Source organism: bacterium (assembly GCA_023150945.1).
Classification (GTDB): Bacteria; Zhuqueibacterota; Zhuqueibacteria; order Zhuqueibacterales; family Zhuqueibacteraceae; genus Coneutiohabitans.
On the sequence record JAKLJX010000003.1, the window covers coordinates 26,744 to 41,378 of the forward strand.

General features: G+C 61.6%; 9 protein-coding genes. 7 read left to right on the forward strand and 2 right to left on the reverse strand.

Going from position 1 to position 14,635, the window contains the following annotated elements; genetic code table 11:
- Positions 1–85: 85 nt before the first annotated feature.
- Positions 86–976, reverse strand: a complete 891-nt coding sequence (locus tag L6R21_05435) for an efflux RND transporter periplasmic adaptor subunit (protein MCK6558622.1) — start codon at positions 974–976, stop codon at positions 86–88.
- Between the two features lie 138 nt (positions 977–1,114).
- The gene (locus tag L6R21_05440) at positions 1,115–2,431 is read right to left on the reverse strand and encodes a TolC family protein (protein ID MCK6558623.1); all 1,317 of its coding nucleotides are present in this window, start codon (positions 2,429–2,431) and stop codon (positions 1,115–1,117) included.
- Between the two features lie 307 nt (positions 2,432–2,738).
- Between L6R21_05440 and L6R21_05445 the strand changes: the two genes are divergently transcribed.
- From L6R21_05445 to L6R21_05475, 7 genes are all read left to right on the forward strand, one after another.
- Positions 2,739–3,734, forward strand: coding sequence for a dihydrodipicolinate reductase (locus tag L6R21_05445; protein ID MCK6558624.1), 996 nt, complete (start codon positions 2,739–2,741; stop codon positions 3,732–3,734).
- Between the two features lie 534 nt (positions 3,735–4,268).
- Entirely contained in the window at positions 4,269–8,264 is a 3,996-nt protein-coding gene (locus tag L6R21_05450; GenBank protein ID MCK6558625.1) for a T9SS type A sorting domain-containing protein, read from the forward strand.
- Positions 8,265–8,655: 391 nt separating this feature from the next.
- A complete protein-coding gene (locus L6R21_05455) occupies positions 8,656–9,075 on the forward strand; it encodes a secondary thiamine-phosphate synthase enzyme YjbQ (GenBank protein MCK6558626.1) in 420 nt (139 codons plus the stop codon).
- A 59-nt stretch (positions 9,076–9,134) separates the two neighbouring features.
- The gene (locus tag L6R21_05460; protein ID MCK6558627.1) at positions 9,135–11,846 is read left to right on the forward strand and encodes a peptidase M14; all 2,712 of its coding nucleotides are present in this window, start codon (positions 9,135–9,137) and stop codon (positions 11,844–11,846) included.
- A 243-nt stretch (positions 11,847–12,089) separates the two neighbouring features.
- Positions 12,090–13,550, forward strand: coding sequence for a trypsin-like peptidase domain-containing protein (locus tag L6R21_05465; GenBank protein MCK6558628.1), 1,461 nt, complete (start codon positions 12,090–12,092; stop codon positions 13,548–13,550).
- A 368-nt stretch (positions 13,551–13,918) separates the two neighbouring features.
- Positions 13,919–14,149, forward strand: a complete 231-nt coding sequence (locus L6R21_05470) for a hypothetical protein (protein ID MCK6558629.1) — start codon at positions 13,919–13,921, stop codon at positions 14,147–14,149.
- Positions 14,146–14,595, forward strand: a complete 450-nt coding sequence (locus tag L6R21_05475) for a hypothetical protein (GenBank protein MCK6558630.1) — start codon at positions 14,146–14,148, stop codon at positions 14,593–14,595. The genes L6R21_05470 and L6R21_05475 overlap by 4 nt, the downstream gene beginning before the upstream one ends.
- The last annotated feature ends 40 nt before the right edge of the window (positions 14,596–14,635 follow it).

Here is a 14,635-nt window from a genome sequence, read left to right on the forward strand (position 1 = left end):
GTTGCCGTGGCGTGTTGCCGCCGCCACGCGGATTGTTCTGCGGCGCTTCAAATTCGCGGACTTGCTGCGTCAGCGCGGTTGCTTCTCACCAGGCCGCTGGCAGCGTGATCGCCACCGGCATGCCATGCTTCAAGCGCTGCTCGGGATTGGCGATCGTGATTTTCACGGCATACACCAGCGCGGTGCGGCTCTCGGGCGTGAGAATGTTCTTGGGCGTGAATTCCGCGCGGGGGCTGATCCAACTCACCGTGCCGCGCAGCGTCTCCGCCACGCCATCGATGCGGATTTCGGCGGGCTGGCCGATTTTGATTTTCGGCAGGAACGTCTCGGAAACGAATACCTTCGTCCACATGGTGGAGAGATCGATCAGCTCGGCCAGCGGCGCATTCATGGGGATGGTTTCTCCGGCCTCATAGTAACGCGTCGCCACCGTGCCGTTGATCGGCGCGGTCACGCTGGCGTCGGTGATCTGGCGTTGCAGCAGTTTGCGCTGCGCTTCCAGGCTGCGGCTGCGGCTGGCGAGCGATTGCAGGTTTTGCTGCGCCGCTTCCAGCGCGGTGCGGGTGCGCTCGAAGTTGAGTTTCAAATCATCCAAAACCTGCTGGGAAGCGGCGTTTTGCTGAAACAACTCGAGGTAGCGCTCATGCTTGATTTTGGCATAATCGTAATCCTCGGCCGCCCGCCGCACATTCGTTGCCGCGATGCGCTGCTGCACCGCCAGCTCTGCGAGATTGGCCTCGACTTGCTCGCGTTGATAGCCGAGCTTTTCGGTATCGACCACTGCCAGGGTCTGTCCGAGTTGGACGAGCTCACCCTCCTCGAAACTCACCTGCTGCAAGAAGCCGCCGGTTTGCGCCGACACCTTGACGGACGTCCCCTCCACAATCGCGCTGGCATGAAACGCATCATTGTTTTTTTTCGTGCAGCCGAACAGCAACAGCGAAATCATCAGGCAATAGATTGGTGCTTTTTTCATGTCATGCTCCTGGGGGGACGAAACTGCAGCCTCACATGGCGCACATGCCGTTGAAAAAGAAACCAGAGTTGTGCTGCTTTTGGTTGGAAGCGGAAACGGTGACAGCGGGCGCCGCAGCCCGGCACAGACTGGCAATGCTCATTGGAATGCCACACTGCCGCCGGTGGCGAGCTGCAATTCACTTTGCGCAAGCTGATACTGCACCAGTGTGCGCTGCAGTTGCAGCTCGGCGGCGCGCAAGTCGTTCTCGGCGACGATGACGTCGTTGGTGGTGGCCACGCCCTCGCGCTGTTGCACGGTGACGATGCGATAGCGTTCCTGCTGCTGCGCCACCAGTTGCTCTGCCAGGGAAATTTGACGGGCGGCGAGTTGCAGGTTCTCGTAGCCGCGCTCGACTTCATGGGTGATGCCTGCCACCAGGTCGCGTTCCTGCAAAGTCAGCCGGGTGCGTTCGGCCTCTGCCTGTTGCACGCGGCGGCGATCCTGCCGCCCGCGCCACAGATTCCACTGCAGATTCACGCCCACCACGCCGTAGCGCATCCACTCGTTGGCCACTTGATTGAGACCGGGCTTGGCGTAGTGATAACTCGCCTCGGCATTCAGGGTGGGGTAGTAGGCGCTGGTTGCCAGTCGCCGATTCAACTCCGCGGCGTGCTGGCCGGTGCGCACGCTGGCCAGCTCCGGCCGGCGCTGCAGCGCGAGTTGAATGAGATTCTCCAGCGGCGGCGGACTTGTGCCGGGTTTCGCCAGCGGCGCTTCGGCAATCGGCCGCACGGCGCTGAGATCGAGCAGGCGGGCCATCTGCAGATCCAACAGCCGCTGGTCGCGCCGGTTTTGATCCTGCTCGATGCGGATCTGCAGTGTTTGATTGTGCACCTGCAGCGTGTCGAAGGCCATCACCTGCGCGGCGCGCAACAGGCTGCGCATTTGTTCGAGTTGCACCAGTAGCCGGCGTTCGCTGGCGGCTTGAATCTGGCCCTGGCGCTTGAGTGCCTGCGCTTGATAAAAGACTTGTTGCACCAGGAAGGCGGTTTGCTGCCGCAACAACTGGCGGCGCAGCTCTTCGGATTGCACCGCGTTTTGCGCCAGCGCAACTTGGGTGCGCAAGCGGCCGCCGGTGAACAGCGGCTGGCGTAAGGCCAAGGCGAGATCACTACGGTCGTGGCCGCCCAACTCGATCTGAATCAAACGGCCGCCGGTGAGGGCGCGCGGCAAGTCGAACGTCGCCAGTTCGTCGGTGTAGGAGGCCGTGCCGATGAAATCGAGGCTCGGCAGGAGCTGGCCGCGGCGCAGGTCGACTTCCAGACGGGCGCTCGCCTGGCGCTGCTCTTGTTGTTTGAGTTGAAGATTGTTCTGCAGGGCAAGTTCGAGGGCTTCCTCCAGCCCCAGGGGCGTTTGCGCTGCCAGTCTTCCCCCCAGCAGAAAAATGGCAAGCGCAAGGTGAGATGTTTTCATTCCTCCTCGCCTGGCAAATCGTGGATTCCAACCAGCGGCAACGCTCGCTCGCATAGGTCAGCCTGCTTCCGTTGCATACGGCAATTCGCCGGAACAAAACTGTTCCGCGCACAAAAATGCAGGTGATAAATACAAAAGCGCGCCTGCGGAGTCAAGCACTTTCTTGTTGCAGCCCGGCCGAATCACGGTGAAGTCGGCGTGCACCGGCAAGGCGCGAGGCTTGCTTTTCGCTTTTTTCCTGTTTACTCTGAATGATACAAGCAAGGTCATTGCGGCAACGTATCTCACGAGCAGGAAGGAATGAACTATGGCGATTCGCGTGGTGCAGTTCGGCCTCGGCCCCATCGGCCAGGCGTGTGTGAAGGTGCTGCTGCAAAAACCGGGGGTGGAATTGGCAGGCGCAATCGATATCGATCCCGCCAAAGTTGGACGCGATCTCGGCGAGGTGTGCGGCCTGCGCCGCAGCACCGGCCTGATCGTGCGCGGCGATGCCGAAGCGGCGCTGGCAGCGTGGCGGCCGCACGTGGTGGTGCACACCACCAGTTCGTTTCTCCATCGCGTCGAGGATCAGCTCGCGGCCATCGTGCGCGCCGGCAGTTGCGTGGTTTCCTCGACCGAGGAGCTGTTCTATCCTTACGAGCGCGATCCGGAATTCTGCCGGCGCATCGATGCGCTGGCGCAGCAACACGGCGTGGCGGTGGTGGCCACCGGCGTGAATCCCGGTTTTGCGATGGATATCCTGCCGCTCACGCTCACGGCGGCGTGCACGCAAGTCCAGGCGCTGCGCCTGACGCGCGTGGCGGATGCCAGCAAACGGCGCCTGCCGTTTCAGCAAAAGATCGGCGCGGGGCTGACGCTGGCGCAATTCCGCGCCAAAGTGCGGGCCGGCGGTTTCGGCCACATCGGCTTGCGCGAATCCGCGCTCACCGTTTTGCGCTGCCTCGGCTGGCAGGCGGACAAGTTCATCGAATCAATCAAGCCCATGCTGGCCGCGCGGCGCGTCACAACGCCGTATCTCACTGTGAAGAAAGGGCAGGTAACGGGCATTCATCAGACGTTGAAATGCCGGCAGGGCACGAAGACTCTGCTCGTGTTCGACTGGAAAATGTACGTGGGCGCGCCGGAGTCGTACGATCGCGTGGAGATCAAGGGCGATCCGCCGCTCACGATGAACATTGCCGGCGGCATCTTCGGCGACACCGGTACGATCGGAGCGCTGGTCAACACCATCCCCAAAGTCTTGCAGGCGGCACCGGGACTGCGCAGCGCAGTCGACCTGCCGGTGCCGCATGCGTTCCTGTGAAGTTTGGCAGCGCTGCGCACGCTCAGCCCCATCTCTCACCGGAAGCGACCGCCCGGCCGCAAGCCCATGCGCGTTCGACCAGTTCCCCGGCGCTTCATGAAAAAATTGCGGAGTGGTCATGGTGGCGAGGCTCGCCCGCGGCCGGCAGGCTTCGCCGGGGCTTGCGAGTTCAAGCGCGAAGTGGGAGGCGAATGCGGCCGGGGCAGGCTTGCCCGCGCCGGAAATTTAGCTTGCATTTTTTTGAGAGCACCCTATATTGCAGGCGGCTTTGCAAGCCACGCCAGGCATGGGCGCATTCACGGCAGTTTTGGGGCAGGTGTTAAATGGCCAACTCATTCGCAAGCGCGTTTCCATCGGCTGACATCCGAGGGAGCCTGTTCATCAACTGAAACGAAAGCGGAGGGCCATTGTCCTGCGCCAGCGGGACCACCCCGGTGAATGCCGCCGGCGCACTCCGTCTCGCAAGCTTGATTTCGCCGTTGGCGAACTGGTGTATGAGCAAAAGATTTCCGGCTGAAGGAGAAGGAGGACGCTATGTCTGTGAATCGTGGGTTGCCGCTCGCCGTGTTTTCCGCCGCTGTTTTGGCACTGGGCGCGGCCTCATCCCATCCTGCCGTTGCCGTTTCCTCTGCAAATGCACAATTGCCCGCCCGGCAGGAGTTGGTGCGCATCTCGCCCAACCCCATCATTCGTGATGCTGCTGCCGGCCATCCGGTCTATTATGTGATGACGATCGCAAATCTGGGGGAAACGACGGATCGTTATCGTCTCGCCACGGCCGGCCCGCTCTGGCCGGTGACGATTCTCACTGCCGACACTGCGCGCAAGATCACGGAGACCGGCGAGCTGGCCGCCGGCGGGCAACTCAATCTCGTGATCCAAATCGATGTACCCAGCACCGCGGTACGCGGCGTGCGTGACACGCTGCGCGTCAGCGTCAGCTCTCTCACCGATTCCGGCATCCGCGATTCTGCCTTCCTCGCGACGACTTCGCTGGGTCCCGCTGCTTCCCTGCCATTCACCGAAACTTTTGCGACCACCAACCTGAGTCCAGTCCGCTGGCTGGAGAACCTCGGGCCGGCAGCGGTAAACACGCGGGCGCAAAACGAACCCAGCCCGACTTTTTCGCTGAATTTCGACGGCAATGCCACTGGCGGTGATTTGGTGCAAACGCAGCCGATCAATCTCGCCGGCAAGCGCGACGTGGTCTTTCGATTCGCCTTTCAGCGCGGCGGCGAAGGCAGCAATTCGCCGGAAACCGGTGATGATTTTTTCGTGGACTATTACAATCGCGACGGTGAATGGCTGAATCTCATCATGCTGCCGGGTGCCGGATCACACCAAAACGTGTTTGAACCCGTCTCCGTGATTCTGCCGGCGGATGCCTATCACAGCAGCCTGCGCCTGCGCTTCCGCAATATTGCCACGCCCGGCCCGTTCGACGATTGGTTCATCGATGACATTCGCCTGCTCGATTTGCCGCCGGCGCGCCTGCCCTTTGCCGACAGCTTTTTGGAAACCACGCTGGATGCCACCCGCTGGCCGCAAACCGCGGGCGCGTTGGTGAATGAGCTGGCGCTCAATCCGCCCAGCCCGCCGCTGGCGTTGAATCTGCCCGGCGGCAGCAGCGTGCAAAGTGTGCCCATCGATCTCTCGGCCGAGAACGCGGTTTCGCTGCGCTATTACTTCGAACAGACCGGCGCCGGCGAGGAGCCGGATGCCGGTGACGACCTGGTGATCGAGTTCCGCGACGCGTTCAACAACTGGCAGGAATTGACGCGCCATCTCGGCGAGGACGGCGGCCTGCCGGTGTTCACTCGCAAGGAAATCGTGCTGCCGCCCGCCGCCTATCACCGCAATTTTCGCCTGCGCCTGCGCAACACCGGCGCGCAGGATCGCGATGATTGGTTTGTCGACGACGTGCGGCTGGATGTGTTCGCGCCCTCGGATATCGCCGTGACGCCCGCCAGTTTCGCCGTCAAACTGTTCGAGAATGATCGCACCACCCGCGTGCTCACGATCGACAACACCGGCGTCGGCGATTTGTTCTACAGTCTGCGCATCGTGCCGCCGGATTTCGGCGCGGCTTTGCGCAAAGCCGGCAGCCAGCCGTTTTGGCGCTATCCCCGCGCGTTCTACACGGCGCCGGGCAAGCACGAGGTGGACGGACGCCGCGGCCATCCCGTGCTGGCGGGGCGCGGCGGCCCGGACAATTTCGGCTACACTTGGCGCGACAGCGATGATCTCAGCGGACCCGCCTTCAATTGGCAGGATATTGCAGCGACCGGCAATCGCATTCCCGATGCCGGTGATGATGACAACCTCGGCCCGTTTGCCCTCGGGTTTGCCTTTCCGTTCTATGATTCCGTCTACACGTCCTTCCGCTTTTGCAGCAACGGTTTCATTTCTTTCAGCAGCACTTCCAGTGCCTTCAGCAATAATCCCGTTCCCAGCCTGGGCGTGCCGGATTTGGTCGCGCCGTTTTGGGATGATCTCGAGGTACGGCCCGGCGCTGCCTACTATCACGCCGACGGAAACAAACTGATCTTGCAGTGGCACAATGTCAGGCGCGCGAGCGGCGAAGGGCCTTACACCTTTCAACTCGTGCTCACGCCCGAGGGTAATATTCTCTTTCAATATTTGTCAGTGGCCGGGCCGGCAAACTTCTGTACCGTCGGCATTCAAAATCGCCAAACCAGTGACGGCCTGGAGGTGGCGTTCAACACCAACTATGTCAGGGACAGTTTGGCGGTGTTGATCAGCCGGCCCGCGAGCTGGCTGGCGTTCACCCCGCGCTCGGGCATTTTGGCCAGCGGCCGGCAGCAGGAAGTGGCGCTGGAATTCAGCGCCGCGGGCTTGTCATCCGCTGCCACCTTTCATGCTGAATTGCGGGTGGAAAGTAATGATCTCGACGAACCCAGCGTGCCGGTGCAGATGACGCTGGAGGTGTTGAGCCTGAGTGATACCACCCGTCACTTTCCCGATCCCGAAACCACGGCAGTGGTTTATCCGATTGTCATTGATCGCGCCACCCTCGACCATCAAGACCTTGCTGCCGGCGATGAAATCGGCGCCTTTACGCCCAGCGGCAAACTGGCGGGCAGCGTGGTTTGGCCGGCCCAGCCGCCTGCCCGTTTCGTGTGCTTTGGCGATGATCCGGCAACGGCCGCGGTGGAAGGGTTTCAACGCGGGGAGACCATCTATTTTCGCATTTGGGACAGCAGTCGCGGCGATCGCGATTATGCCGCCACGGCCACTTACACGCGCGGCGACGGCAAATTCGGCACCGCGGATTCTGCGCGCATTGCTGTGCTCTCCGCTCTGACGGTGTTCACGCGCCGGCAAAATCTCGCGGCGCGCTGGAGCTGGGTGTCGTTCAACGTCACGCCGGCAAATCCCGAGGTCGAAGCGGTATTTCATGACACTGGTCAGTTGCGCATCTTGAAAGACTTGGAGGGCCGCGTATTCATTCCGAATCTGGTCAATACTCTGGGCCGCATCAACCCGCTGGCCGGCTATGCCGCCTATTTCGACGCGCCGGACAGCGTGGCCGTCGCCGGCGAAGAAGTGGCGCCGTTCACGCCGATTCCGCTGGAGGCAGGCTACAACTTCGTCAGCTATCTTCCGGCTGCCGCCATTCCGTCCGTGACCGCCTTGGCGACGGTGCTCGACAATTTGGTCATCGCCAAGGATGACCAGGGCGGCTTTCTCATTCCCGGACTCGGTTTGCTCAACACCATGGGAAGCTTGCAGCCGGGCCGCGGGTACAAACTTTACCTGAGCCGGCCGGATACGTTGATCTATCCGCTCGGCGCTGCCGGTGCGCTGGCGCGAGTTCGCGATCCGGCAGCAACCCGCGATGAAGCGCCCGTGCATTTCACCGGCGTGGTGCGCGGCAGTGAAAACTACGTCGTCGTGATCACCGCTGCCCGTGTGGCCGAAGGCGCGCTGCAACCCGGCGATGAGATCGGCATTCTCAGTCAGGCCGGCGAACTGGTCGGCGCCGGCGTTTGGCCCGCTGCGGGTGTGCTCGGCATCGCGGCCTGGCGCAGCGAGGCCGTCGTGGAGGGCGCAAGCCCGAGCGGTTACGTGACCGGCACGGCCATGCAATTCAGAATTTGGCGTAAAGCGCAGGATTTGGAAATGGTGGCTGCGCCGCGCTTCCAGCGCGGCAACGGCACCTTCGAAAGCGAGGCCTTTGCGCTGGTGGAATTGGAGGGCGGAATGCTGCCCAGCGTGTTCAGCCTCGAGCAGAACTATCCCAATCCCTTCCTGCTTTTGCAGGCGGAGACGCCGGCACCGACGACCATTCGCTATGCCCTGCCGCAAGCCGGCGCGGTGACGATTCGCGTGTACAACATGCTCGGTCAAGTCGTCCGCACGTTGCGCCAGGAGCCGCAGAAAGCCGGTTACCATACGCTGCAATGGGACGGCCGCGATGATCACGGCCGGCTGGTTGCCAAGGGCGTCTATCTCTATCGCATGCAAGCCGGCGCCTTTCACGCGGTAAGAAAGTTATTGGTGATGTGATTTGGCTCGGACATCGAATTCCGTGAACGGTATCGAAAGCAAAGGCCGCAGGCATTAGCGGGCAGCGCGACCACGGTGTGTATCATTCTGCCAAGAGGTTTCTCAATACTGCAACGAGCGGTTGGATTCAACACCCAGCTCGTGATGTCAGCCGGTAAGAGTTTTTGGGGAATTGGGCAGGCATCGCAAAACTGAGCATGTGCCAAGAGCAGGGGAAGATCCCGGGCGAATGGCTACTACTGGGGCATGGACTTGACGTTATGGTATTGAGCATTGGAATGGTGCTTTGGCCGGGAAGCTGTTTCTCCCATGACAGGACGATCTACAATGTGCGCATGGTCAGTTTGTACATTTGGATGCGAAGTCTGACGCAATTGGACAACAAAATCTGATGCGCCAATCCGCACACACGCTCACCCTGGCCACGACGGGCAAGGGTTTGTACGAATTCACCGGCGAAGTGCAGGGCTGGCTGGCGGAGATTCACGCCGTCAGCGGCCTGCTCACCGTTTTCGTGCAGCACACCTCCGCCTCGCTGCTGATTCAGGAAAACGCCGACCCCGAAGTGCAACGCGATTTGGAACGCTTCTTCCGCCGCCTGGTGCCGGAGGGTGAGGCGCTCTTCCGCCATCAATCCGAAGGCCCGGACGACATGCCCGCGCATGTGCGGGCCGCGCTGACCGCGACCTCACTCAGCATTCCTGTGCTTGACGGCGGGCCTGCCCTGGGCACGTGGCAGGGCCTCTATCTTTACGAGCATCGCAATGCCCCGCACCGCCGGCGGATCGTACTGCAATTCACCGGCGAGTGAAACGCCGGCAGCCGAAAAAATTCCAGAATGCATCAGTTCACGACTCTTTGGAGGAAGGAATGATCCGCGCCCTGCGAGCATTGCTGTGGTTGAGCGCGAGTTTGCTTGCCTGTTTCTCTCTGCGTGCACAAACATCCGAGTTCTATCCCGGCGCCGTCTATGATCCGGCGGTGCCCACCCTCGAACAAGTTATTGGCTTTGGCTGGGCGGAGGACATCACCCTGCACTACGAAGCCGAGCGCTATCTGCAGGCGCTGGCGGAAAGCTCGCCGCGCCTCGAGTTGGTGCAGTATGCCGAGTCGTGGGAAGGCCGGGCGCTATACTATCTGATCGTGGCTTCCGAGAAAAACATGAGCCGCCTCGCGGAGATCAAGAAGGCCATGCGCCAGCTCGCGGCCGGCCGCGGCCTCACGCCGGCGCAGGCGGAGGAGTTGATTGGCAGGATGCCGGCCATCGTCTGGCTGAGCTACGGTGTGCATGGCAACGAGATCTCCAGTCCGGACGCGGCGCTGCTGCTGGCTTATCACCTCGCTGCCGCGCAAAACGATTCCGTGCGCAACCGGATTCTGGACAATTGCGTGGTGATCATCGACCCGATGCAAAATCCGGACGGCCGCGACCGCTGTGTCAACTACCTGCGCCAAACCCAGGGCCGCTGGCCTGACGAAAATCCACTGGCCGCCGAGCACAATGAACCCTGGCCTTCCGGTCGCTCGAATCATTACTTGTTTGATATGAATCGCGACTGGTTTGCCAACACCCAGCCCGAAACCGCCGGCCGCACCCGCATCTTTTTGGAATGGTATCCGCAAGTCTTCGTCGATTTGCATGAGATGGGATTCAATCAAACCTACTATTTCGCGCCGCCGGCCAATCCCAAGAATCCCAACCTCACCTCGGCACAAATCGACTGGCTGACGCGCTTCGGCCAGAACAATGCCAACTGGTTCGACCGCTTCCGCTTCGATTATTTCACCCGCGAGATTTTCGATTCTTTCTATCCCGGCTATGGTGAAGGCTGGCCGCTGTTTCAAGGCGCCCTCGGCATGACCTATGAGCAGGCCGGGCCGGATGGCATGGTGATCCGTCGCCAGGACGACACCCTCTTGCGCTTCCGCGAGGCCGTGCATCATCATTTCATCGCTTCGCTCGCCACTGCGGAAATGGCCGCCGGGCAGCGTAGCGAGCTGTTGCGCTTCTTTTTCAACTATCGCCGCGAAGCCATCACCGAAGGCACGCGCGAAGCGGTGAAGGAATACGTGCTGCCGCCGGGCCGCGATCCCAATCGCACCGCCAAGCTCGCCGCGCTGTTGATGCAACAGGGCATCGAAGTCAAACGCGCTGAAGCTTCCTTCAACAATGCCCGGGTGCGCGATTATTTCGGGGGCACGCTCGCGGCCCGGACATTTCCGGCCGGTACTTTTGTGATTTCGACGGCGCAACCTGCCAAGCGGCTGGTGCGCACGCTGCTCGACCGCCGCACCGAAATGGATCAGGCTTTCATTGAAGAACAACTGCAGCGCCGCAAGAAGCGGTTGCCGGATGAGTTTTACGACGTCACCGCCTGGTCGCTGCCCCTGCTTTATGGCGTGGAATGCCACCTCGCCGAAGTTGCCTCGACCGGCAACCTGTCCGTGCTGCACACGCCGCCGCGCCCTCAGGGCCGCGTGCTGGGCAGCACGGCGCATTTGGCTTATCTCCTGCCGTGGGGCAGCAACTCCGCTGCCGCAGCGCTGGCGGATTTGTTGCGGCAAAACATCCGCGTGCACACGGCGGACAAGGAATTCGTGCACAGCGGCATCAAATTCCCGCGCGGCTCGCTGATCATCAAGAGCAAAGACAATCCCGCGGATCTGTTCGAGCGGCTGCAGCGCGTGGCTGCGGAACATGGCGTTGATGTACATCCCACCGCCAACTCCTGGGTCAGCGAGGGCGTGAACTTCGGCAGCGGCCACGTGCGTTTCATTCATCCGCCCAAAGTGGCGATGGCCTACAATCTGCCCACCAATCCGCTCTCCGCGGGCTGGACGCGCTTTCTGCTCGAACAGCAGTATGGCCATCCGGTGACAGTCATCAACACCTGGCAGCTCGGCGCGGCGGATCTCGACAAATTCAATGTGCTGATTTTGCCGGAGGGCTCCGGTTACTGGGGCGGCGGCTATTCCACCGTGATGCAGGAAGGCATGGTACAGCGTTTGAAGAATTGGATCCGCAGCGGCGGCACGCTCATCTCCTTCGGCGATGCCACGCGCTGGCTGACCGAGGAGAAAGTCGATTTGCTCGCCACCTCGCGCGAGTTGCGCAGCGGCAAGCCTGAGCGCAAAGCCGCGAAAGAGGAGAAGCCCGGCGAGGCCGCCGCGCCGGCTGCCGGTGTCTATGATTACGAGCAAGCCATTCAACCCAAAGAGGAGCTGCCCGAGGCCACGCCGGGCGCATTGTTGCGCGTCTTGTTGGAGCCGGCGCACTGGCTGAGCGCAGGCTATGAGGATGGCCAGGCAGTGGTGATGGTCGAAAGCCGCAACATCTACACCCCGCTCACGCTCGATAAAGGCGTGAATGTCGGCGTCTATGCTGCAGAAGACAAGCTGATCGCCAGCGGTTTCACCTGGGAATCGTCGCGCAAGCAGCTCGCCAACAAAGCTTATCTCATGTATCAGCCCCTGGGACGGGGACACGTGGTGGCTTTTGCCGAAGATCCCAACTACCGCGCCTTCATGGACGGCTTGAATCTGTTGTTCCTGAACGCGGTGTTGCTCGGCCCGGCGCATTGAGGCAGGGAGGGAAAGCAGAAACGTTCGGAAGCAGCGGCGGCGGGCTGCAGTGCCGGTGGAGCAACTTGGGATGACAACGCAGTCTGTGTCGATCAGAAAACACCACTGCCCGGACGCTTCATCAATGGGAGAAAGCTGTATTCGAATTTGCCACGCTTCGGGGCCAGGCGCCCGGGCGGATTCTTCATTCTGGATATTGCAACTTTGACAAAGTCAGCTACTGAAGCTGCAGGGAGAGTACTCATGCAGGAGCAACCTCGCCCGGCATCGCGCCGGTGGGCGCGGCCGCATTCCCGCCGTTTTCTGTCGCTTGCTGTGATCGCGGCTTTGTTCCTCCCGCCCGCCGCGGAATCTTCCGCGCAAACGCCGCAGACTCCCGCTCACGCGCAGACCGCGCCCCCGAACTTTGTGCAGGCTGCCAGCCGCATCGTGCCCGCGGTGGTGGCGGTGTCCTGCCGGCGCGTCCTCTCTTCGTATGATTGGAATCGTTATCGCGAGCTGAAACAGCGCGACCGCGGCCGGGAGCCCCAGCCGCTGCCCGAGCTGCAACAGCGCAGCACCGGCTCCGGCCTGATCATCTCCGCGGACGGCTATCTGCTCACCAACACCCACGTGGTGGAATTCGCCGACAAAATCACGGTGACGTTGCATGATCAGCGCACGTTCCCGGCGCAATTGATCGGCGCTGATCCGCTCTCGGAAATCGCGGTGCTCAAAATCGCGGCGGCCCAGCTTCAGCCGGCAGCTCTGGGAAATTCACAAACCACGCAGGTGGGCGAGTGGGTGCTGGCCGTCGGCAATCCGCTGGAGTTGCGCTTCACGGTGACGGCCGGCATCGTGAGTGCGAAAGGCCGCCAGCTCAATGTGATTCAGGAGAATTTCGGCGTCGAGCATTTTCTGCAAACCGATGCCGCCATCAATCCCGGCAACAGCGGCGGCGGGCTGTTCAATCTCAACGGCGAGGCCATTGGCGTGATCACCGCAATCGCCACGGAAACGGGCTACGACGTCGGCTTGGGCTTCGCGGTGCCGATCAGTTTGGCCATGCGCATCGCCGGCGACTTGATGCGAACCGGCAAAGTTGCACGCGGCTATCTCGGCGTGGTGCTGCGGCCGGTGCAAGAGTTGGAAGCGCGTGCCCTGGGACTGGCCGCGCCCACCGGCGTCTTCATTGACGATCTCTACGAGGACAGTCCCGCGCTCGCAGCAGGCCTGCAACCGGCGGATGTCATTCTCCGCCTCGACGGCATGCCGGTGACGCAGACCAACGACGTGCAGGCGATCATTGCGGCGCTGAAGCCGGGTACGCTGATCACCCTGGAGATATTTCGCGAGCAGCGCGTGCTGAAGGTACACGCGCGGCTCGGTGAGCTGCCGGCCAGTGAACCCCTGGCGCTCGCGCCTGCGCCACGGCCGGCATTCGTGAATGTAGGCATCAGCGCGGAGAATCTCAGCGCTCTGGACGAGCTGAGTTTGAAGCAGCCCTGGCGCCACGGCGTGAAAGTCACGGCGGTCGCGCGCTACAGTCCGGCGGAACAAGCGGGGCTATTGAGCGATGACATCATTGTGGCAGTGAATCGCAAGCCGGTGCCAAACACCGAAGAGCTGGCGAAACAATTGCGCCGTTTTGCGCCCGGCGCGGCGGTCATGCTGGCGGTGTCGCGCGCGGCCGGCCTGTATCATCTCTTCCTTGAAGTCTATTGAAGCCGCGGCGAAGCGGCGCGTAAGATTTATCCTCTTCGCCAGCGCAGCCCGGCAAGTTTTACACTGCCACCGGGCTTCGTGTTTGCCGCCGGCTGCAGAGCAGCGGCGCGTTCATGCGCTAACTCCTTTGGATTTGCCTCGAAACACACCTTCCTTCCCACTTCGTCTTGCTTGGCATCGGCCTTGCATTCCAAATGGCACAAAGGCTCGCGGAATTCCAATCGGCACCGGTCTTCCGTGAGCGGCGGTGAGTGACAAGAACGGCCCGCCTGCACCGGGATGACCTCCCACTGCGCCAACCTCGCATCTGGCGGGCCGTTTGTTTCGGAGCCTGATTGTTCCGGCAAGCACAACCCTGGACACACAACATGGAACCCCGCAAACGCTTCATCGGCACGGTGGTGTTGTATTGGAACGGCACGCAAGTGCCGACCGATTTTTTCACGGAGTACAGTCACAGCCGGTTGATCTTCATCGCCGAGTCCCGGCTGCCGCAGAGTAACGGCAGCAAGATTGCCTCCTCGGCGCCGCAACTGGTGGACTTGCTGCAGGTGCATCGTCGCAAAGTTGAATCGTCTTTTCCCGGAGGCCAGAGATGAAAGCACGCTTGCTGCTGCTGACCGCGCTGTTCTGTGGCCTGGCGTGGGCCGTGCCGGCGCCGGCGCAAACCCGCCTGGGCGTGCGCGGTGGCGTTTATTTGGATCAGGATGAAGTCTTTCTCGGCGGCCACTTGGCACACCAGATCGAACGCCGCCTGCAGTTCAACCCGAATCTTGAATATGTGCTGGTCGAGCGCGGCTCGCTGTTCACGATCAACGCGGATTTTCTCTACGATCTGCCCTCGCGCAGCCGCACCGTCTTCTGGGTCGGCGGCGGTTTGGGCATCAGTCGCTTTGCTCTCGAAGATTTCCGCAATACCGATTCCGGCTTGAATCTGTTGATGGGCGTCAGCTTTGGCCGCGGCCCGGCCACTCCCTTTCTTCATGTCAAATTGATGATGATCGGGGAATCGCAATTGGCAGTCGGCGGCGGCTTCACGTTTTGATCAGAGCGTTTTTCAAACGGGTGCGCAGGAATCGTAGTCT